At 37.5% G+C, this 21973-nt stretch carries 16 protein-coding genes; 11 read left to right on the top strand and 5 right to left on the bottom strand.

Annotated features, from left to right (window positions below; genetic code table 11):
- The first annotated feature begins 15 nt into the window (after nucleotides 1-15).
- The 11 genes from AC4MRQ_RS10015 to AC4MRQ_RS09965 all read left to right on the top strand — a co-directional run bounded on the left by AC4MRQ_RS10015 (nucleotide 16) and on the right by AC4MRQ_RS09965 (nucleotide 18047).
- Nucleotides 16-3384, top strand: a complete 3369-nt coding sequence (locus AC4MRQ_RS10015; RefSeq protein WP_491197533.1) for a SusC/RagA family TonB-linked outer membrane protein — start codon at nucleotides 16-18, stop codon at nucleotides 3382-3384.
- Between the two features lie 10 nt (nucleotides 3385-3394).
- On the top strand, nucleotides 3395-4867 hold the full coding sequence (locus tag AC4MRQ_RS10010) for a SusD/RagB family nutrient-binding outer membrane lipoprotein (RefSeq protein WP_491197532.1): 1473 nt from the start codon (nucleotides 3395-3397) through the stop codon (nucleotides 4865-4867).
- Between the two features lie 79 nt (nucleotides 4868-4946).
- The gene (locus tag AC4MRQ_RS10005; RefSeq protein WP_491197531.1) at nucleotides 4947-5861 is read left to right on the top strand and encodes a PKD domain-containing protein; all 915 of its coding nucleotides are present in this window, start codon (nucleotides 4947-4949) and stop codon (nucleotides 5859-5861) included.
- 278 nt (nucleotides 5862-6139) lie between these two features.
- The gene (locus AC4MRQ_RS10000; protein ID WP_491197530.1) at nucleotides 6140-7786 is read left to right on the top strand and encodes a cellulase family glycosylhydrolase; all 1647 of its coding nucleotides are present in this window, start codon (nucleotides 6140-6142) and stop codon (nucleotides 7784-7786) included.
- 66 nt (nucleotides 7787-7852) lie between these two features.
- Complete coding sequence (locus tag AC4MRQ_RS09995; protein ID WP_491197529.1) at nucleotides 7853-9307, top strand: alpha-L-fucosidase; 1455 nt, start codon at nucleotides 7853-7855, stop codon at nucleotides 9305-9307.
- A gap of 217 nt (nucleotides 9308-9524) precedes the next feature.
- The gene (locus AC4MRQ_RS09990; RefSeq protein WP_491197528.1) at nucleotides 9525-10628 is read left to right on the top strand and encodes a helix-turn-helix domain-containing protein; all 1104 of its coding nucleotides are present in this window, start codon (nucleotides 9525-9527) and stop codon (nucleotides 10626-10628) included.
- A 174-nt stretch (nucleotides 10629-10802) separates the two neighbouring features.
- Nucleotides 10803-12809: a glycoside hydrolase family 5 protein gene (locus AC4MRQ_RS09985; RefSeq protein ID WP_491197527.1), complete on the top strand. Its 2007-nt coding sequence runs from the start codon at nucleotides 10803-10805 to the stop codon at nucleotides 12807-12809.
- A gap of 9 nt (nucleotides 12810-12818) precedes the next feature.
- Nucleotides 12819-14231: an aldehyde dehydrogenase family protein gene (locus AC4MRQ_RS09980; RefSeq protein ID WP_491197526.1), complete on the top strand. Its 1413-nt coding sequence runs from the start codon at nucleotides 12819-12821 to the stop codon at nucleotides 14229-14231.
- Nucleotides 14232-14239: 8 nt separating this feature from the next.
- Nucleotides 14240-15709 carry an aspartate aminotransferase family protein gene (locus AC4MRQ_RS09975; protein ID WP_491197525.1) on the top strand — a complete coding sequence of 490 codons (1470 nt, stop codon included), beginning with the start codon at nucleotides 14240-14242 and terminating at the stop codon, nucleotides 15707-15709.
- Nucleotides 15709-17271, top strand: coding sequence for a xylulokinase (locus AC4MRQ_RS09970; protein ID WP_491197524.1), 1563 nt, complete (start codon nucleotides 15709-15711; stop codon nucleotides 17269-17271). The genes AC4MRQ_RS09975 and AC4MRQ_RS09970 overlap by 1 nt, the downstream gene beginning before the upstream one ends.
- 107 nt (nucleotides 17272-17378) lie before the next feature.
- On the top strand, nucleotides 17379-18047 hold the full coding sequence (locus AC4MRQ_RS09965) for a class II aldolase/adducin family protein (RefSeq protein WP_491197523.1): 669 nt from the start codon (nucleotides 17379-17381) through the stop codon (nucleotides 18045-18047).
- A 219-nt stretch (nucleotides 18048-18266) separates the two neighbouring features.
- Here AC4MRQ_RS09965 and AC4MRQ_RS09960 read toward each other — a convergent pair whose 3' ends face one another.
- The 5 genes from AC4MRQ_RS09960 to AC4MRQ_RS09940 all read right to left on the bottom strand — a co-directional run.
- Nucleotides 18267-18662, bottom strand: a complete 396-nt coding sequence (locus tag AC4MRQ_RS09960; RefSeq protein WP_491197522.1) for a hypothetical protein — start codon at nucleotides 18660-18662, stop codon at nucleotides 18267-18269.
- A 1041-nt stretch (nucleotides 18663-19703) separates the two neighbouring features.
- The gene (locus AC4MRQ_RS09955) at nucleotides 19704-19997 is read right to left on the bottom strand and encodes a hypothetical protein (RefSeq protein ID WP_491197521.1); all 294 of its coding nucleotides are present in this window, start codon (nucleotides 19995-19997) and stop codon (nucleotides 19704-19706) included.
- Nucleotides 19997-21037 carry an RHS repeat domain-containing protein gene (locus tag AC4MRQ_RS09950; RefSeq protein ID WP_491197520.1) on the bottom strand — a complete coding sequence of 347 codons (1041 nt, stop codon included), beginning with the start codon at nucleotides 21035-21037 and terminating at the stop codon, nucleotides 19997-19999. Before AC4MRQ_RS09950 ends, AC4MRQ_RS09955 begins: the two co-directional genes overlap by 1 nt.
- A 207-nt stretch (nucleotides 21038-21244) precedes the next feature.
- Complete coding sequence (locus AC4MRQ_RS09945; RefSeq protein WP_491197519.1) at nucleotides 21245-21748, bottom strand: hypothetical protein; 504 nt, start codon at nucleotides 21746-21748, stop codon at nucleotides 21245-21247.
- A 22-nt stretch (nucleotides 21749-21770) separates the two neighbouring features.
- A partial coding sequence (locus AC4MRQ_RS09940; RefSeq protein ID WP_491197518.1) for a hypothetical protein occupies nucleotides 21771-21973 on the bottom strand: 203 nt, incomplete at its 5' end.

Below are 21973 nucleotides of genomic sequence, written 5' to 3'. Positions count from 1 at the left end.
ATAAAAAATTAATCTATGATGAATAAAACAAGATGGTTGCAGATGTTTATTGCAACAGTGCTTTTAATTGTTGTTAGTTGCCATACTTCGCAGGCACAAAACCAGGAAAGTAAAAATAAACCCAAATCAGTTCTTAAATGGATATCATCAATTGAAGAGAAAACCGATTATAATTTCTTTTTTAATGATGCTATCGAGGAATTAAATCACGAAGTTGTTCTTGAAGCCAGGCTTACAGATATAGAAGAGGTTTTGTTGGAATTAAAATCAAAAACAAAACTCGATTTTAAAATCCTGGATAATAACCTTATTGTGGTAGTGCCAACTGAAAATCAGAAAGCAATTGTAGTGACGGGTACAGTAAAATCAAAGACTGATAATATGGGTTTGCCGGGTGTAAATGTCTTTGTGAAAGGATCAACCCATGGTACCATTACAGATGTATTTGGTAACTATAAACTGGAGGTAGCCAACCAATACGATGTTCTGGTTTACTCCTTTATTGGTTTTAACCAAATTGAAAAGCCCATTAATGGTCAGGATAAAATTAGCGTAGCCTTATCAGAAGATATTGAATCATTGGATGAAGTGGTTGTTACGGCGTTAAATATTTCAAGAAACAAGAGTTCTTTAGGATATTCTATTACACAGGTAAATAGCGATGACGTATCACAGGCCAAAGAGAATAACCCGATTAACTCATTGTCAGGTAAAGTAGCTGGTTTGCAGATTACTCGTGCTGCCACCGGTGTTGATGGTTCTACAAGAGTTGTTTTAAGAGGTGTCAGTTCGATGACTGGCAATAACAGACCTTTATTTGTAATTGACGGTATTCCTATGGAATCTGGTCATGGAGGTGCTAATAACAGATGGGGTGGTACTGATGGTGGCGATGCTCTATCTGATCTGAATCCGGAAGATATAGAATCGATGAGTGTTTTGAAAGGAGCTGGAGCTTCTGCCTTATATGGCTCCAGAGGTGCTAACGGGGTTATTCTTATTACCACTAAGAAAGGAACTCAACGAAAGGGAATTGGTGTAACTGTTAACTCTGGTTATACAATAGAAACCCCAATGGTGTTGCCTGAATTACAGAATGATTATGGTCAGGGAGCATTTGGTAGGTATCCGCCACTTAACGGACCTCATGGGCCTTCTCAGGATTACCCGAATATTTGGAGTTATGGACCAAAAATTGAAGGGCAAAATGTAACGGGATGGCATGGTGGCCAGGAATTAATGACGAAGCAACCACATCCTTATAAAGAGTTTTTACGTACTGGTTCTACTTTTACCAATACGGTTGCATTTGAAGGCGGTAACGGTGAGTCGACTTTTAGAGCTTCGATTACCAATCAGGATGCGAAAGGACTGGTGCCTAATAATGATTTGTCAAGACAAACATTGGCTTTAAGAGGCTTCTCTAAATTGAGTGAAAATCTGGAGTTTGATGCAAAAATCAGTTATGTTCATTCAAAGGTCAATAACCGTCCGGATTTAGCTGAAGGTAGCTCAAATCTGATGCTTTCTTTAGATGTGTTACCGCGTAATATTAGCATGGCATCTTTACGTAATAATACAGTGGATGCCAATGGTAAAGAAATGAAATGGACTTCGGATCACACTTTTTCAAATCCTTACTGGGTGCTTGATAATTTGCACAATGAAGATGAGAAACACCGATTACAGACAATGTTATCATTAAAATGGACGATTGTAAATAACTTGAGTTTAGCCATACGTTCGGGTTTTGATATGACCAATTCCAGAAATATGGGGTATGAAAATCCGGGACGAGTTGTTTCATCTGATGGACTAGGAAGTTTTTATCAAGGTTATAATAACGGAATTGAATGGAATTCAGATTTTCTATTGTCTTATCACAAAAAAGTTAATGATAATTGGGATTTGACTGTTAGTCTGGGAGGAAATCATCAGTTTAACAAGTATCGTGGTATATCTCAGAGTGGTGTGGAAATGAGAGAACCAGGATTATATACTATTTCGAATTATAAAAAATTCTACACAGGCGAAGGTTTTAGTGAGAAGGCCATTTTCTCTCTATATGGTATGGGACAGGTATCTTACCGAAACTATTTGTATTTAGATGTAACATACCGAAATGATTTCTCTTCGACTTTACCTTTAGAAAACAACTCATATAGCTACCATTCAGAGAATTTAAGCTTCCTGTTTACAGAAGCATTGGGAATTAGTAGCCATATTCTAAGCACCGGAAAACTAAGAGCATCTTATGCAAAGGTTGGTAACGATACACACCCCTATAAGGTTGATCAATATTATGGTATTGGAGCAACAGATTATAGTTACCCACTTGGTTATATAGGAGGTAATATTCCTAACTTCCAGTTAAAACCTGAGATTACACATTCATATGAAGTCGGAACCGATTTAAGTTTATTCAATGGACGCATTGGGGTTGATGCAACGTATTATCATAGTATTTCGAAAAACCAGATAATGGATATTGCAATTCCAATTACATCCGGTTATTCATCTAAAACAGTTAATGCGGGTGAGATCCAAAATTCAGGAATTGAATTGCAATTGAATGCTAAAGCAATTCAGTCTGGAAGTGGTGTTAACTGGGATGTCATTTTAACCTGGACTAAGAATAAAAACAAGGTAAATAAACTATATGGTGATATGGAATATTTGCCGTTGGGTGATGATTGGCATGCTGAAATAAGAGCTTATGAAGGTAGTTCATATGGTGATATATATACCAGAGATTTCAAACGGGATATTTTTGGTAATAAACTGGTAGATGACCTTGGTTATGCAATTCCGGGTGAATATAAAAAGATGGGTAATATTAATCCTGATTGGATGGCTGGTATCACTAATCAGCTCACCTATAAAGGCTGGACAGTAAGTTGTTTGGTCGACATACAAAAGGGTGGTGATATTTACTCGTGGGGTAAAGCTTATCGAACACTCTTCGGAACTGGTGTAGAAACACTGGAAGGACGTGCTGAATGGTATGCAGGTACTGGTGGCTATGTTGAGGAAGGTATTAACGAAAATAATCTCCAGCCTAATACAGTCCCAATTTCACCTACGGCTCGTTGGTATCATATTTTTAATAAACAAATTGGTGCTGAATGGATGCAGGATGCGACCAATGTTCGATTACGAGAGGTAGTAATAGGTTACTCATTACCACAAAATTGGTTAAATGGGCTAAGAATAAATAAAGTACACTTATCCTTAGTAGGAAGAAACTTATTCTTCATATACAAAGCCATGGATCATGTTGATCCGGAATCGGGATTTGGTTCAGGTAATGTATCTACAGGATTTGAACATTCAGCTTTACCATCGACCAGGAGTATTGGAGCAAACTTAAAAATTAATTTTTAACAACAACATGATGAGGAATATATATATAATTTTAGCGGCTTGTTTGTTAATGGTAGTTTATAGTTGCGATGATTACCTGCAAGAAGTGAACACCAATCCAAATCAAAAAAAAGAACTTGATCCTGAATACTTTTTTAGCACTGCAGTATTTGGTACTGTAGGAGGACCGAATGTTGCTTTACAATTTCCATTTGGGTATCAATACGGGCATTATTATGTAGGAAACAATCTGACTCGATTTGTTGATATCTATGAGGATGGCTTTACTGAAACATTTTATGCCGATGCATTTAATAAGTTATACTCAGATCCGATAAGGCATATAAAAGAGGTTATTCTTTTAACAAGCGAAGACGGCAAATATGCCAATTCAACTCGCTATAGCATGGCAAAGATTATAGAAGCTTATAATTATATCAGGTTGGCCGATGCTTATGGAGCAGTACCTTTTACAGAAGGTGGTTATGGGCAAGAGGAAATATTATATCCTGCTTATGATCAAGTATCAGATATTTACATGGATGTTTTAAATACACTAAGTGCAAGTATTGAAACGCTTGAAAATTCTGATGTGGAAAATGGATTTTCTGAGGCTGATCCATTATATGAAAACAATTTAGATCAATGGGGGGCTTTTGCAAATTCTTTACGTTTTCGCCTGGCAATGCGACTCAGACGAGCAGAGCCTCAATTGGCAGAAGAATTAATTACTGAGTGCATGAGTAAGCCTCTTATTGAGACGAATGGAGATAATGCAATGTTTCAGTACAGTGAAGATAGTCGTGATTTTAATAATCCTATCAATTTTCCAGTTGGCGTTTATCATGATGTACGACCAAGTGAAATGTTGGTTGAAACACTAAAAAGTTACAATGATCCAAGGCTGGATATATTTTGTCGCCCTAAAAATGGAGAATTTATTGGTGTTACGAATGGATTGAGTGATGAAGAGTTAGGTAAAGTTGACTATAGTATTATTGCATCATTAACGGATACACTTATTGGCAAAGCCGCTGCGACTTACATTCTTACAGCCTCAGAGGTGTGGTTCTTAAAGGCCGAAGCAGCTTTGTATAACATCATTGATGGCGATGCAAATGAGTATTACCGCGAAGGTATAACTGCTGCTCTTAATCAATGGGGTATTGATGAAGCTCTTATAGAGCAGTATTTGGCAAGTGAGCAAGGTAATTTGTCCGGTACGCAATATCAACAGTTTGAACAAATTTACAACCAATTATGGATTGCCTTATTACCTGATGGCTTTGAGGGCTGGACAACCATAAGGAGAACAGGTTTCCCACGTATAGTAATTCGAACAGAACCTAAGTATGAACTAGGCGTGACAAATGGTATGCTTCCACGCCGCTTAAAGTATCCATCAAATGAAATAAACCTGAATAACTCGAACTATCTGGACGCTATTTCTAAGCAGGGAAAAGATGATGTATTAACACCTCTATGGTGGGATATATTGAATTAGATTGCTTTTTAAGCGGTAGTTAAAGGTGTATAGAAAGATAAAATAAAACTCTTATTTACTAATAATTAAATCTAAGAAAATGAAAAGAACAGTAAATTATTTATTAGGACTTGTTGCTGTAGCAATAATGTTCTCATGTAGTGAAGATGCAGATCCTCCTATAGCTGATTTTGGTTTTGAAGCCGCAGAAGATAATTCGTATGAAATTCATTTTTCATCGCAGGCACAAAATGTAAATAGTTACATGTGGGATTTTGGTGATGGAGAAACCAGCACTGAAGCAAACCCAGTACATACATATACTAACTCTGGTGATTATGTAGTTATGCTAACAGCTAAGGGTGAAGGTGGTGAAGTTGTTGTTGTGAAGGATTTATACATTGCAGCTTCAATGCTTGAATTGTTAACTGGTGGACCTGATGCAACAGAAGGAAAAAAATGGAAAATGAGTCAAACTATTACTCCTGGTTTAGCCGGAGCTGGCCACATAACCGCTGAATTTACTAATGAGTTAGATGCAGGAACTGACAATGGCTTAGGTTTGATTGGTCTTGGTGAAGAATATGATAATATTTACACATTCTACCATGATGGAACCGTTGATATTAACATGGTAAATGGTAAAGGATTAGTAAGCTATATGTACAGTGCAGTTAATGGGCACAATATAGTGTTTGATTCCGGCTTGGGGCTTACTCAATCAGAAGTACCAAATGTAACAGGTGGTACCTGGGAATTAATTGAAAATACAGATTTGGTATTAGATACGTATTATGAAGAAGAGGGAATACACGAAACAATAACATTTCCAAATGCAGACTATTTATCTTTGTCAGACGGTGGATATTTAGGACTGTTATGTTTTACGACAAAAACACTAATTCGTCAGATTTCAAAAGATCGAATGGCAGTTACGTTTTTTATGCACGGATCAGCAGAAAACCCAACGAAACCAACCCATATGTTTTCAATCTCATTTGATGCTATTGATTAATTCAGTACTAATATCACCACCTAAGAAAGGTGGTGATATTAATAAAAACTCAGGAATCAGAATTTAATTCACCTCTCTAAAAAGGAACTTAATACCAGCTGTTTTAGCTAAATATAGATAAGTTCACCATTTATCCCTTAATAGCGCCCTTTATCCCATATACTTTATTGTTCAGGTATATCGAACTATTTTTGAGCCGACTTAATTCCATTCATCCCCAATTTTAAAGGTATTCATCAAGGACTTATCCTTTAATCGGGAATAAAAACATTTGAAAAATGAAATATATACAATTAATTATCACAGGACTTTATTTGATATTCATATTGGCAGCATGCTCACTGAATACTGAAAGGACAAAAAACTATGAGGGTAATTATACTATCGAGAAAATTAGTGTAAAAGGAGATTATTTTGTAGATCAATTAGGAAGGCAAGTTCTATTAAATGGAGTTAACCTTGTTAATAAAAATCCAAAGCAAGGCTATATCGGACCAGAAGGAGCCCAAGAGTTTGAGAGTTTCAAAAAGTGGGGTTTTAATGTTATCCGCCTTGGGATTATTTGGGATGGTTTAGAACCAGAGCCTGGTGTTTACAATGAAGAATATCTCAAAAAAATAGATGCCCAAATTGAATTGGCAAAAGCTAACGAGCTTTTCGTTTTCTTAGATATGCATCAGGATTTATTCAGTGTTAAATATAGCGACGGAGCTCCGGAATGGGCAACCCTTGATGAAGGTAAAGAACACATAACTGGCGCTGTTTGGAGCGATGCATACTTAATATCACCAGCCGTTCAAACCAGTTGGGATAATTTTTGGGCTAATAAGCCAGTTTCTGATGGAGTGGGAGTGCAGGACCGGTATGCCAAAGCATGGCAGCATGTGGTTAAAAGATACGCTGATAATCCAACAGTAATTGGAGTTGATATAATGAATGAACCATTTGCAGGATCAGAAGCCCTCATGTATATGCCGGTCATGTTTAATGCCTATGCCCAGATGATAAGTGCTGAAACAGGTAAAACAATATCTGTTGAAGAAGTGATGATGAAGTGGGCAGATACAAAGGGACGTTATGAGGCATTGAAAAATGTGGCAGATAAAGAAAGATTTGGCAAAGTAATGGATGCGGTTTATGAACTGAATAGTGCATTTGAATCAGGTCCGTTACAAGCATTTTATCAGAAAGTGGCCAATGCCATCCGTGAAGTCAGTAAGGATAAAATTCTGTTCTTTAACCATAGTTACTTTTGCAATAGTGGAGTGTACACTGCGTTGGAACCTTTTAAACTAAGCAATGGTGAGAAAGATTCGCAAATAGTATATGCTGCCCATGGATATGATTTGTTGGTAGATACAGATGAATTATCTAACTCAAGCGATGAGCGTTTGGAAATGATCTTCGAAAGAATTCATGCCAGCGGACAGCGTATGAACATTCCCGTTTTAATTGGTGAATGGGGAGCATTGGGTGGAGAATCCCCTGGTCGTTTAGGATTGGCTCACAAAAATTTACGACTTTTTGAGAGGTTCCTGTTTAATAATACCTATTGGGCATATCATCAGGGAACTGAAAAATATTCATATTTCAAATACGGGGTTGTACGTCCGTATCCGTATGTGATTGCCGGAAGTTTAAACGGATACGGCTACGAACCCGAAAGTGGCAAACTGACATGTAGTTGGAATGAAAAAGCCGAAATTGAAGCACCAACACGGATATATGTGCCGACATTGGCCGATGTTTCACACAAAAACATCGAAATCTCACCAGATGCCGGTAATATAGGATTTGAGCCAATAGAAGGAAGTGAAGCAGGTTACATCGTTATTGAACCGTTAGGAAAAAATCAAAAGCGTGAAATAACAATCCAGATGAAGGCCAGTGATTCTGAAGTAATTTCACTAACATCTGCAGAGTAGTAATACTAATATATTGAAAGCTTAATCCTTCAATACAGAAGAAAAGTGCAAATAAATCACGCAACGATGAAATATATAGGTCTGTTATTAATATTACTAATAGGTTCTTCAATAGAAGCGCAAACCAAACTCAACAAATACTACCCTGTTGAAGATTCGGCTGTGAAGCAAAAGCTGGATGATTGGCGAACACTCAAATTTGGTTTGTTTATGCATTGGGGCACCTACAGTCAATGGGGAATCGTTGAATCATGGGCTCTGTGCGCGGAAGATGAGCCGTGGTGTCGACGTGAGAATCCCAATTATGAAGCATTTAAACGTGATTATGTCGCTTTGAAAAAGACATTTAATCCAACCAAATTTAATCCTGAGAAATGGGCTGAGGCTGCCAATAAAGCAGGAATGAAATACATGGTTTTTACCACCAAGCATCATGATGGTTTCAATATGTTTGATACGCAACTGTCTGATTACAAAATAACCTCGAAGGAATGTCCCTTTCATACCAATCCAAAGGCAGATGTAACAAAAGCCATTTTTGATGAGTTCAGAAAAAAGGATTTTATGATTGGAGCCTATTTGTCAAAGCCGGATTGGCATAATGAAAACTTCTGGTGGCCGAATTTTACCACACCAGATCGTAACGTGAATTATAGCATCGAGAAATATCCGGAGCGGTGGCAGGCCTTTGTTGATTTTTTCCATGGGCAGGTCGATGAACTAATGACCAACTATGGACAGGTTGATATTTTATGGATGGATGGCGGATGGGTGCGACCCTTGACGAAAGGACAAAAGAAACTCATCAACTTTATTAATGGCTTATTTCTAAAAAGTGGATATACCCAGTTAAATATTCCACAGGATCAGGATTTGAAAATTTCAGAAATGGCCAGTAAGGCAAGGGAAAAACAACCAGGACTACTTGTAGTAGATCGCCATATTGAAGGACCCAATGAAAATTACCTGACACCTGAACAGTTTATACCGGATCGTTACTTCGAAGAGCCGTGGGAATCGTGTATAACCCTGAGTGGTTCATGGTCTTATACTCCCAATGGTGTTTATAAGTCGTCACGCGAAGTGATTCATATGTTATGTGATGTGGTATCAAAAAATGGTTCCTTACTGCTTAATGTTGGACCAAGCCCTGAAGGAACCTGGCCTGATGAAGTGTATCAGCGCTTTGAAGAAATAGGAGAATGGATGTCAGTTAACGGTGAAGCTATCTACAATACAACTGGTCGTAAAAAGTTTGGACATGGCAAGGAGCGCTATTCCGTTAATAGTGATGGAAGTGTAAATGCATTTTACCTGGTTGATAAAGATGAGAAGTTGACGGAAACAATATCTTTTACTGCATTGAAAATCAGGAAAGATCAGACGATAAAACTACTGGGATACGATGGCAACCTTAAATGGAATAAAAAGGGTGGAGCCATTCATATTAATATTCCTGATGAAATTCGTAATTCAGACAAAGAATATTACGCATTGGTATTTAAACTTGCTGACAAATAGTTGATAATGTTATGTGTAAACAAAAGCTTTCGGGACTCATGTCGCCTGTGAGCTTTTGTTTTTATTGATTATCGATCTATAAATGAATGGATCGTAATTAATTGGTATCATCAAGATGAAGAACTCTATATAATCAGTTAGCATACATTTTGTTTTTCAATTGATTTGTTCTTTTATCTTTATGGAATAAGAGAATCGTTTAATTTAGAAGAATAGCATGGAAGCATTTTTTATTGTAGGTATCGTACAAGTTGTTTTTTCAATTATTCTGATTGGACGTAATAAAGAGTTAATACTTGCTGATAAGATTTTGATTTTATTTCTGGCAGCTTGTGGAGTAGAGTTAGCATATTCGTTATTCAACTTTGTGTATGCAACCGAATTACCTGACTTTATTGTGTTTCCACTTCTTTTTGGTCCATTGATTTATATCTATTCTCACATTCTCACCTCTGAACATGGGCATTTGCCACACAGGTTTTTTTTACATTTTCTGCCTTTTATAGTATTTGGAAGCCTTGCCCTTATATGGCACCGTCAATTTGATACATGGAAGATTCCATTCCCTAACGGAAGTTCGATAGGTATCATTTATGTTATAAACTTTAATTTTTTCCTGATACAATCCATATATTACTGGAGAGTAATCAGAGTGCGCCTGGCAAAGCACAAAGAAAACGTTAAAGATACCTATTCGATAGACTCTCCACATCTTAATCTTTCATGGTTAAGATGGCTGAGTAAGTTTGTTTTTGGTGGTTTTGCCTTATTTATTATCATCGACACCCTATTTTATATGTCTAATATTATTCTTTTCGATGGTGCTATTTTCTTGCACTGCGGGTTGTTGGTTGCCATTTATTCGTTTAGTTTTTGGGGATTTCGACAAGATGCGATTTTTGAAGGGCAACAATTCGAGCGTTATGAAAAGACGGAAGGTATGAATGAGCCTGTAGCTGAGGAGTTACCTCAAAATGAGGATAAAGATATCGAACGTTTATTGCATTACCTGGTAACAGAAAAACCGTTTTTACAACGGAATCTGACGATCGGTGATCTGGCAGAAGCCTTAAATATGGTTCAATATAAATTGTCAGAGTTAATGAATGTAAAGTTAGAAAAGAACTTTTTTACCTTAATCAATGAGTACCGGGTGGAGGAGGCGAAACGGCGTATTCTGACTCCCGAATATCAGAATTATACTTTGGCAGCTATTGGCTTTGATTCAGGTTTTAATTCTAAATCTTCCTTTCACGATTTGTTTAAAAAATATACTGGTTTAACACCAGCTCAGTTTCGAAAGGGGAATATGCCATCATAAAGAAAAGTGTGAGCTTAAGTATATATGTTAGTTGAAATTAATGCTCTGTAATTCAGTTGTTTTAGCTAATCTGGAGCTTTTCATTTTATTATTTGGACATGGTTTGGACTTTAATGAATGCGATTGATAAGGTGCCTGCTAATTTTGTCTGTGTAATAATATATACCTCACAAAATGAAGAATTGCATTGTAATCATCTTAATTGCACTTTCACTGAATAATAGCAGTTGTCAGAGATCTTATAAACGCTTACCTAAATATCATTCATCAGAAATCAAAGCAGATCGTGTTCCTGTCATGAACTCAGATTTGAATATTACCACAGATGGAGATCAGTTCATTGATCCAAGCGGACGTACAATGTTTCTTCGGGGAATTAATCTGGGTGGAAGCTCCAAAGTGCCTTATTCTCCAAGAATGGGATCACATGTTCAGGACGGATTCTATAACGGGAAAGATATTTCTTTTGTTGGCAGGCCATTTCCGCTGAATGAGGCTGATACCCATTTCAGACGATTAAAAGAATGGGGTTTTCATTTTCTACGATTCATTGTTACCTGGGAAGCGATAGAGCATGAAGGACCGGGAATATACGATACGGACTATCTTGATTATATCGAAGCGGTTATTTCAAAAGCCAATGAATATGGCTTGAATGTATTGATTGATCCGCATCAGGATTTATGGAGCCGGCACACAGGAGGTGATGGCGCACCCATATGGACGATGGAGGTGGCGGGTATGAATCCACGTAATTTTCATGAAACAGGTGCGGCCTTTGTTCATAATGTTTGCGGAGATCCTTATCCTCAAATGATATGGTTTAGTAACTATTATAAATTGGCATCAACAACCATGTTTACCTTGTTTTTCGGAGGAAATGATTTTGCTCCAAATTTGAAAGTGAACGATCAATCCATACAGAATTATTTGCAGGAACACTATATTAAGGCAATGCAGGAAGTTGCCAGGCGTGTTGCTCATTTACCCAATGTAGTTGGCTTTGAGCTAATGAATGAGCCATCATCCGGTTTCCTTGGACTTGAAAACATAGAAGAACCATTTAATACAGATATTTTAGGTGCGGTGCCAACACCATTTGAAGGAATGCTTTTGGGAGATGGAAATACAGTGCCAATAGATAGTTTTAGTATGGGAGCCTTTGCATTAAAAGATGAGGGCAAAGTAGTACTTAACGCGGGTAAGCTCTCTGCGTGGAACAATATTGATGGCTGTATTTGGAAACAGCATGGAGTTTGGGAGTACGATAACAATAGTCAACCTACAGTTATAGATAAAGATTACTTTTCATTGAATGATGATGATTTTAATAAGCGTTATTACGAACCTTTTGCAGTGAAATATGCTCAGGTCATCAATGCAGTTAACCCCGATTGGCTGATATGTGTTGATAATGTCCTGTTTCCCTTACCGCATCCATTGCCTGATCTGAAGAAATACAGCAATGTTAAGTGGATAAACGGTTCTCATTGGTACGATGATGTGACACTGGTTAAGAAAAAGTACTGGCCATTCTTAGGTTTGGTCGAAGGTAAAGTTATCGTTGGATCAAGTACCGTTCGAAAGGCTTACGAAAAAGTATTGAGCGATATGATTGATGAAACCCATGAGAAATATGGAGATGTCCCGTCTTTGTTAGGTGAATTTGGAATTCCCTTCGATCTGAATAAAGGAAAAGCATATAGAACAGGTGATTTCTCAAAGCAAGAGAAGGCATTGGATCGATGCTTTAATATCGTAGAAAAGAACCTTCTTCATTACACATTATGGAATTATACTGCTGATAACAACAACGAGCGAGGTGATCACTGGAATGGGGAAGATTTATCCGTATTCAGTCTTTCGCAGCAGCAAGATAAAACAGACATAAACAGTGGAGGACGAGCATTGGAAGCTGCTGTCAGACCATATCCTAAAAAGATAAATGGTGAGTTAATAGAGTATGCATGGGACTATAAAAAACAGGAAGTAACCATTAAGTTTAGAACAGGCGAAGTATCTGATTTTCCGACGGAAATTCATTTACCACCATATATTTTCGATGATGAATTTTATGTATATTCATCGGGCGATCAGTTGGCATATGATGCCGTGGAAGATATACTGATGTACTGGCCGCAAACAAAAGGGCAGCATCAGTTAACCATTACAAAAAAGTAAAACTATATAATGAACGAAGAAGAAGTAACTCTTAACAAAGTGAACTTGCATGATGAGCTTGCCAAGGTAATACAGCAGCAGAAGTGCTTCTTTCGATCAGGCAAAACATTATGTGTTCAAAACCGGATAAAAAAACTTAAAGCGCTTAAGGAAGTTATCATTAAATACGAGCAGGAGATATACTCAGCGTTAAAGATCGACCTGAACAAACCTGAGCAGGAAGCCTTTCTTGGGGAGTTTATGGGTACCATTCATGAGTTAGATACTAGCATAAGCAAATTAAAGAAATGGAGTAGAAAGAGTGGAGCGGCATCTCCTTTATTGTTATTTCCTTCAAAAGCTTGGGTAACTCCCGAACCATACGGTCAAGTATTAATTATATCACCATGGAATTATCCATTAGATTTGTGCCTGTCTCCTTTGATCGGGGCCATAGCTGCTGGTAACACCGCTGTAGTGAAGCCATCAGAACTAACGCCAAACACTTCGGCGCTTATTGATGTGATGGTAAAGGAGGTGTTTGAAACAGAGTATGTGAGTGTGCATTTGGGTGGTATTGAGTTATCCACTGCTTTATTGCAATGTCGGTTCGATTATATCTTTTTTACCGGAAGCGTTGAAGTAGGGCGCATAGTAATGAAGGCCGCATCGAAATATCTGACTCCGGTCACATTAGAACTCGGAGGAAAATGCCCGGTAATTGTAGATGAGCATGTGAATATAAAGCAAGTGGCCAAATGTGTTGCATGGGCTAAATATTTCAACGCTGGACAGTCATGCGTGGCACCGGATTTTATATTGCTTCCGTATAATCAGGAAAATGATTTTATCAGTTGTTTCACTGATTACACCAAGGAGTTTCTCAACAGTGGTTTGGGTGATTACACGCGAATCATTAATAAAAAACACTATGAGCGATTAACAGCTTATCTGATCCAGGGCGAAATTTTATATGGTGGTATTTGCAGTGAGGATACCTTACAAATAACACCAACTCTCATAAAGCCGGAGTCGATGGATTGTGAATTAATGCAGGAAGAGATTTTTGGTCCTGTTTTACCGGTTATCACTTACAATTCATTGGACGAAGCCCTGGAGATTATTAACTCAAGAGAGAAGCCTTTAGTAATCAACATTTTTTCACAAAAGAAACAGTTTGTAAAGCAAGTCACAATGAGCACCTCCTCAGGTAATGTGTGTATCAATGATGTGTTATTAAACTATGTGAATAAAAATCTGCCTTTTGGCGGTGTCGGTAATAGCGGGATTGGCAAGTACCATGGTAAAGCGTCCTTCGATACTTTTAGCCATTACAAATCGGTGCATCAGAAAAAAGCGCCTGATTTACCATTCCGTTATCCACCCTATGATCGCTACCAATTACTGCGACGATTTAAAAAATTACTTAATAAAAATATTTAATTCTGACTATGAGTGCAAATACATTTTCCATCTCATCTTATCACGATGTTAAAGAGATATATCAAAAACTTAAGCAATTAATCAACCAACCTATCCGACCGGTGAAGCGGGAACAGATGGAAAGTTATCTGAAGTTTTTTGAGGATGAGTGTCAAACATCTAAAAAGATGATTGAAGAAGCGCAATCATTTATTCCCGGAGGCGTGCAACATAACCTCGCCTTTAATTATCCTTTCCCTTTGGTATTTACAAAGGCCGAGGGTGCTTATTTATATGATGCTGATGGTCATCAATACATTGACTTTCTTCAGGCAGGAGGACCAACTGTATTGGGCAGTAACTATCCGGCGGTTAAAGAAAAGGCACTTGAAACTATTAAGGAGTGCGGGCCGTCCACCGGTTTGTTTCATGAGTATGAGCTGAAAATTGCCGAATTTATCTGTAAAAATTTTAAAGTGGTTGATAAATTCCGCATGTTAGGTAGTGGAACAGAGGCAGTAATGGCTGCTATCCGCGTGGCACGATTGGCTACCGGTAATAAAAAAGTGATCAAAGTGGGAGGAGCTTACCATGGATGGAGTGATCAGATGGTATACGGCATGCGTATCCCCGGAACAGGCCGTTTTGAAGCACATGGTATTCCTCGAAGTTGTTCAAAGCACACGCAAGAGGTGAAGCCAAACAACATTGCCACATTGGAGCACAAACTGAAAATGAACCGACTACGGGGCGGTACTGCCGCTGTTATTGTGGAGCCCATTGGCCCTGAGAGCGGAACGCGTCCGGTCGAATTTGATTATAATGCAAAAGTACAGGCACTTTGTAAGAAGTATGGTGCCCTGTTTATCTTCGATGAGGTAGTTACAGCTTTCCGGGTAGGTATTTCGGGAGCACAAGGATATTATAATGTTGAGCCGGACTTAACTGTATTTGGTAAGGTTGTGGCAGGAGGTTATCCGTCAGCAGGTGGGCTTGGAGGTAAAGACGAATACATGGCTTATTTGGCAGCCGGTTTGCAGGGAGCCAAAAAAAGAGCAATGGTTGGCGGAACAATGGCAGCCAATCCATTGAGTTCGGCAGCTGGCTATTATACTTTATTGGAAATAGAAAAGAACAATGCCTGTGAGAAAGCCGGAAGAGCAGGGGACAGGCTAACCAAAGGCCTGCAGGAATTGATTACCAAATACAACTTGCCCTTCGTAGCTTATAATCAGGGTTCCGTTTGTCATCTCGAAACATCAGCAACCATGTTTGTTGAGGTAAATCTTAAAAAACCATGGACTCTGCCAAAAGCGCTGAAAGAGATTAAGTCGCGTAAACACATGATGGAAGAAATGGGGGCCGCCTATATGGCCGAAGGTTTGGTTACACTCGCTGGCAGCCGTATGTATACCAGCATGGCTGATACCGACGAGGTGATTGACGATGCATTAGTGCGATTTGAGAGAGTGTTTAAGCATATCGAAGGGGTCGATTGATGAATTCTGTAGGTGAAAAATATGTGATTGCTCACGATGTGGGAACTAGCAGTGTAAAATCGGTGTTGGTGAATCGGAGTGGGCAAATCATTACAACAGCTAAAGCCGGGTACGATTTTCATTATCCACATCCCGGATGGGTGGAGCAAAATCCTGAAGATTATTGGCAAGGCATTGTTTCGAATACCCGCCAGCTAATGACAGAATCGAAAGTGGATGGAAGTCTTGTTTTGGGGATGGTATTTTCGACTCAGGCCATGGGCATCATTGCATTGGATAAAGAAGATAAGCCGCTGAACAACAACATTACCTGGGTAGATGGCAGAGCTGAAGATCAGGCACGGCAATTAATGAACCTGCTGGGTGGTAAAACCATCTTTAAGAAATTGATTGGAGTAGAAATTACTGGTAAGGATGTAATTCCCAAATTAAGATGGATGAAGCAAAAAATGCCGGATGTGTACAATCGTACCAAAACCATTGTTGATGTCAATGGCTATCTCAAGTTCAAAGCAACAGATAAAAAGGTATTTGAATGGTCGGGAGCATGCTCCTATGGATTCGACGTTAAAAAGAAAGACTGGGAGCGTTTATTATTTAAGGTAGCGGGAATCGATGTTAAGAAGTTCCCACCTTTAGTGAAATCAACCGATAAGGTAGGAACTTTATTGCCAGAGGTAGCAGCCGAAATGAACCTTCCTTCAACTGTTGGTGTATATGGTGGCTGTGATGATACTCAAAGCGCAGCAATAGGTTCGGGTGCAAATGGCGAAGGTGAAGCACATATCTACCTGGGTACTTCGGCCTGGGCAGGAATAATTACTTCCCGCAACCTGAAGCATAAAAATGGAGCTGCTGTATTACAGAGTGCCGATCCGGAAAAAAATATCGTAGTTGGTATTACCGAGTCGGCAGGATCTAACTTCGATTGGATGATTGAAAAATTCTACCATTATGAAAAAAATGACCCTCGCGTAACGGATATCTATTCTTTTATTGATCAGGAAACAAAAGGAATACCGGCGGGATCTGACAACCTGATCTTTACACCCTGGTTATTGGGCGAACGTTGTCCGGTCAGCACCACGACAACACGAGGCACTGTGTTTAACCTGGGATTGGAACATTCGCGTGGTCACCTGGTTAATGCCATGCTCGAGGGGGTCGGATTTAACCTGAGGTGGATATTTGATAACTTTAAACAGGATTTTGGTTTTAAACCTTCAAGGATAAGAGCTATTGGTGGTGGTTCAGTCAATGAAAAATGGATGCAGGGTATTGCCAATATAACGGGTTTAAATGTTGAAACAGTTGAAAACCCGACCATATCGGGTGCCATGGGAGCGGCAGTCTGTGTTTTTGTAGCCGAAGGTGTTTTTAACTCCTTTGATGATGTCAACGCTTTTATCAGACAAAAAGCCGTTTACAAGCCTGATCCGGATCAAAAGGAACTGTACGAGCGACTGTTTACATCTTATAAAGCCGTTTATAGAGGATTGAAAAAAGCTTATGCTCAAGCGAATCTCGATCGATTTAACATAACTAATATCTATAATGGATAAAAGCACTACATTATCAGATGAATAAAGAATATACACATCGTGTAAATTGTCTTAAATCTAATGTCTTGCGTCTTAAATCTTCATTATAACACGATTAATCTAAACAAATGGAAAAAAAAATATTACCATATAAAGAACAAGTAATTGAAGGCGGTAAACGATTATTGGCCGAAGGATTAGTCGCACGCACATGGGGCAATATCAGCATCCGAATCGATGATACATATATGCTGATAACACCCAGCGGACGACCTTATGAAGAATTAACAACCGATGATATTGTACTGGTTAACTACCACACTTCTAAGTACGAAGGACCCATTAAACCATCGTCAGAAAAGGAGCTGCACTGCGAAATCTACCGGACTCGCAAGAAGATTAACGCAGTTATTCATACTCATCAGATGAATGCCTCAACCGTGGCAGCGGCCAGACGCGAGGTACCGCCAATTTTAGATGATCAGGCCCAGATCATAGGCCCTAACGTGCGTGTGGCCGATTATGCTTTGCCATCCACAAAAAAAATAACTCGGGTCACCGTGAAAGCCCTTAAAGGGCGTAATGCTGCTCTAATGGCCAATCATGGTGCAGTTTGTGTGGGGCGTGACTTAGATGAGGCCTTTGTAGTGTGCCAGGTATTGGAAAAAGCCTGCAAAGCATTTATTGAAGCTGAGTTTTTAGGAGGTGCTAAAAGTATAAATAAATTTGAAGCCTGGGTGATGCATCAGTTTTATTTAAAGAAGTATTCAGCTAAGACAAAGAGTAATAAGAAATAAAATAATCAACTTGTGTAGAAAAATCCCGATCCCGACTTTGTGTGGGATCGGGATTTTCTATGCTCAATTAAATGTTCTTATTTCGCAACGTTAGTTGAATACTAACTTTTTTAATATAACATAGATACAGTCTATACCAAGCTCATTCACCATTTTAGTGACTAAGGAGAACGGAGTAAGAATTTACTTTCTTTAACTTCCGATATATTACAAAATTCATTATTGAAAATTCTTCAACTCACTAGGCATAGAAGGGATATCCCCTTTTTTGAATTCTCTTGTAAGATTAATTAAGCTTTTTTTTGGATTTTTCTTTGAATAGATGACAAGAAATCGTTTATCCTTACATAGTTTGATGTCGTCCTCACATTCAGGGAATTTAATATATGGCCCATTAATTTCTCTAGAGTATTTATAATTGCCCACAATGAACTCGTAAGTCAAGTAAGTATTAGGCCCAATACCAAATTCATTATAGTCAATTATCCAGCCTAATGTTTGGTCATAATCATTAATAACAATTTGTTTATCGCATTGATTTAACCCGAAGGGAATTAATAGTAATGATACAATTAGAATAACGATTAATCTATAATATAAATCATTCCTTGTCATGGTATTAACTATTTTAGATATTCTTTAATTGTTCAACCATCTTAGGTTGTATATGGTCTCTAACCCCTTTTTTAAAGAGAGTAATAGTATATTTTACAGCCCAATCTATGCGAAGTCTGCAGCTACAGAATAAATTTGTTTTGAAAAGCCACACTATCTTTAAAGTAGCTTTCTATTCTCAATTAAATGTTCTTGCTTCGCAATATAAGTTGCAAACTAACTTTAATAGACGACATAGATACAATCTATGCCGAGCTCCACTCATTAGTTAATGATTATAATGATCAGGTTAAAGATCCATTTTAAGGTATTAACAAAGCCACGTTGTTTTCAGCGTGGCTTTGTTAATATTCTTAAATTATAGATTTTCCACAAGGTTAAAGATTAATTTAGTAGCTCCAATTAATATTAGATTTAAAAATATAATTACGAGTTCATTTTTAATTTTGCATTTATTACTAAATAAAGTCACTACAAAGAGTATAAACAATGGTAGGTAGTATGACCTTACAACAATATTACCAGTACTTGAAAAAGTGAACAATAACCTTTCCATTAGTATACCATAAATTATAAATTTCTCAAGTTGTTTCGAAAATGGTTTCTCTTTTATATTACAATAACCTAGGTATGAAATACACAAGGAATAGGTAATTATAAGTAACCAATTTTTTAATTCATATGGGAAAGTATAAAATATAACCGATAAATCTTGAAGAATAAATATCAAAATTAATCTCAACGCTATTATTAATCCTAAGAGAATTAAAGCGTAATCTTTATAATACTTAATCATTGTCTTCATTAAAAATCAATTACAACTTTATTAACATCATTTTCATCCATATATTCAAAAATTCTTTGAAAAAAGTTCACATCAATAACCACCTTTGTATTATCCTGTTTAGCTTCACTTTCAGAACTGTCAGTCTCAGATGTTGCATCAGGGAGATGAAAAATCCCGATCCAGACTGTGTGCGGGACCGGGATTTTCTATGCTCATTTAATAGTTCTTAATGTTAGTTGCAAACTATTTTTAGCTTAACTTATTTTTTCAAATACATCAAAAAATTCGTCGGTTTCAATTAAACTCCCTATTACACTTTCTAGACATGCATGCTTGAGAGATTGTACAATAACACTATTAGATGCCCAAAAGTAGCTTCCGTTGTTACATTCACCGCTTATCGAATATTGTTGCATTATATATTCTATATTCTTTAATGTGAAAAATGTTGCAATATATTTTGATGAATTATAATGAACTTGGATGTCAACATTATCATTATATTCATCTTTCACCTCATCGATAAATTCAATCCTATATTTCTGCATTAGAATATTTTTAGTATTTCTTTAATTACCTGAGCTTCATTCGACTTATTAGCATAACCTATTATTTCAACTCCTTCTTTCGAGTTTTTAAAGAAGATTCTGGCTCCATCTCTGTGCCTTAAATAGCTTATTCCTTCTTTTAAATTCTTTGTCCCAATACCTAGGTTAAGATTACCCTTACTTAATTCTCTTAATAAATTTAAGAATCCTTTAGGGTTAGACTTCCAAGCTTTTAATGCGGCCTTTATTAATTTCGGATTCCTTAATATTATAGAGGAAACTTTAATTGTATTCATACTTGGCGCGGGACCAATACCTCCCATTGGCACAAGGCCTATAATATTCCCAGCGTCATCTATATAATACTCTATACCAGTATCGGGATCAGACCATTGACGATTTCCTCCATTATTAATTTTATTTGCAAAATCCCAAAAGTTGCCAGCATATTCTGGACCTTTAACTCTTTTGGTACTTCCTAATTCTTCCCAGTTATTAAATTGCTCTTGAGTAACCCATCCTCCATGTCGATGATAAATATTACCATCTTTATCCTTATCTCCATGCTTAGGTTTCTCATCTTCCTTTTTTTTCTTTTCTTTATCATTATTTTCCTTTTCATCTACTTCATCTTCTGCACCCATTCCAAGAAAGTCAGTATATCGAATTGGATTATTATAAGCATATAAAAATGGTGATTGATTGCTGTAATCTTCAACAAGTGGATCTATAGTAGTAAATCTTGCTATCGCCGGGTCATACATTCTGGCTCCATAGTCATACCAGTCTAATCCGCTTCCTTCAAACTCGTTAGTCTGAAGCTCCTTGCCATTGTAAAGATATTGATTCTGCTGGTAATTCAAACCCCCGGCATTAAAATTCTCCTGGTTCATCACCATGCCGAAGGGGTAGTAGTTGCTGACCTGTACCAGGTCCGTTGCCCCCGGTATATTACTGCCGCCAAAAGTCACACGCGTATTGCCCAGGTGATCTTTTAAATAATACTCAAAATGCCAGCGCGTGCCCTCACCTTCTTCCACCGGTATGGCACGACCTTCCTCAGTAGAGAAAAAGCTCAGCTGCCCGTTGGTATATACCCGGTTACCGATGTATTCAGTCGTGGTATTCTCCGAGCTAGATACTAAAAATCCCGACGCTTCTGCCGGGATTTTCTATGCTCGTTTAAATGTTCTTACATCGTTATGTTAGTTACAAACTAACTTTTATCAAGAACGAAGTCAAAGTCTTCACTCAGTAGTGGGCTCTGTAATGATAGCTTTTCTTTTCTTGTATAGTATATAATATACAGCCAGAATTAAAACAGATATTAGGTTTATTCCGAAATATAATCCTGCTGATTTATTATTATAATACAAAGTAAAAATCATACTCCATGGATCCACTCTAACACCACCACTAACATTATTCACATACTCAAAATAAGGAATAATTTGAAGACCACTAGAGATTTCTAACATCAATCCCAATACCTTAACTTTAAATATCTGAAAAATTGAGAATATATAATTAAACTTCAAGTATAATACCAAAGGTTTTGATGAAATAATTAATTCTACATTAGTAATCAATACTAAAATAAATAAAAATGTTATAATCGAATAAAACACTAAATAACCAAGACCTAAACCCTCTAAGTGATTAATAATTAAGTTCATGACAGAATAGATAATTGTCAATGCATATATGCTTTGATATATGGCGATAGACTTAAGAGCTAATTTACTATACATATACAATAATTTTCATCTTGTTTTAATTAGAAGAAACTCTAGAAGAACTGCTTTGACTTGTCAATTCCTCATATTTTGTTTCGATAAATTCTTCTGCAAAATTAAGGAAATTGTCAAATGCTCTTACTATAGCGTCAATATTAACTTTACCAACTGGGAGAGGAACTTCATTATCCTTAGCTTCAACTTTCTGAGTGACGGAACCATATCCAGGCACTGCTACAT

It is taken from the genome of Carboxylicivirga sp., assembly GCF_982718395.1.
Note: the sequence above shows the minus strand (reverse complement) of the source record. Positions and strands in the feature narration are given on the sequence as shown.

Bases quoted from the DNA above. Each gene is read 5' to 3' on its own strand.
- AC4MRQ_RS10005 (WP_491197531.1), top strand. From the start codon at position 4,947: ATGAAAAGAACAGTAAATTATTTATTAGGACTTGTTGCTGTAGCAATA.
- AC4MRQ_RS09980 (WP_491197526.1), top strand. From the start codon at position 12,819: ATGAACGAAGAAGAAGTAACTCTTAACAAAGTGAACTTGCATGATGAG.
- AC4MRQ_RS09975 (WP_491197525.1), top strand. From the start codon at position 14,240: ATGAGTGCAAATACATTTTCCATCTCATCTTATCACGATGTTAAAGAG.
- AC4MRQ_RS09955 (WP_491197521.1), bottom strand. From the start codon at position 19,997: ATGCAGAAATATAGGATTGAATTTATCGATGAGGTGAAAGATGAATAT.
- AC4MRQ_RS10010 (WP_491197532.1), top strand. From the start codon at position 3,395: ATGAGGAATATATATATAATTTTAGCGGCTTGTTTGTTAATGGTAGTT.
- AC4MRQ_RS09995 (WP_491197529.1), top strand. From the start codon at position 7,853: ATGAAATATATAGGTCTGTTATTAATATTACTAATAGGTTCTTCAATA.
- AC4MRQ_RS09985 (WP_491197527.1), top strand. From the start codon at position 10,803: ATGAAGAATTGCATTGTAATCATCTTAATTGCACTTTCACTGAATAAT.
- AC4MRQ_RS10000 (WP_491197530.1), top strand. From the start codon at position 6,140: ATGAAATATATACAATTAATTATCACAGGACTTTATTTGATATTCATA.
- AC4MRQ_RS09970 (WP_491197524.1), top strand. From the start codon at position 15,709: ATGAATTCTGTAGGTGAAAAATATGTGATTGCTCACGATGTGGGAACT.
- AC4MRQ_RS10015 (WP_491197533.1), top strand. From the start codon at position 16: ATGATGAATAAAACAAGATGGTTGCAGATGTTTATTGCAACAGTGCTT.
- AC4MRQ_RS09965 (WP_491197523.1), top strand. From the start codon at position 17,379: ATGGAAAAAAAAATATTACCATATAAAGAACAAGTAATTGAAGGCGGT.
- AC4MRQ_RS09945 (WP_491197519.1), bottom strand. From the start codon at position 21,748: ATGTATAGTAAATTAGCTCTTAAGTCTATCGCCATATATCAAAGCATA.
- AC4MRQ_RS09960 (WP_491197522.1), bottom strand. From the start codon at position 18,662: ATGACAAGGAATGATTTATATTATAGATTAATCGTTATTCTAATTGTA.
- AC4MRQ_RS09990 (WP_491197528.1), top strand. From the start codon at position 9,525: ATGGAAGCATTTTTTATTGTAGGTATCGTACAAGTTGTTTTTTCAATT.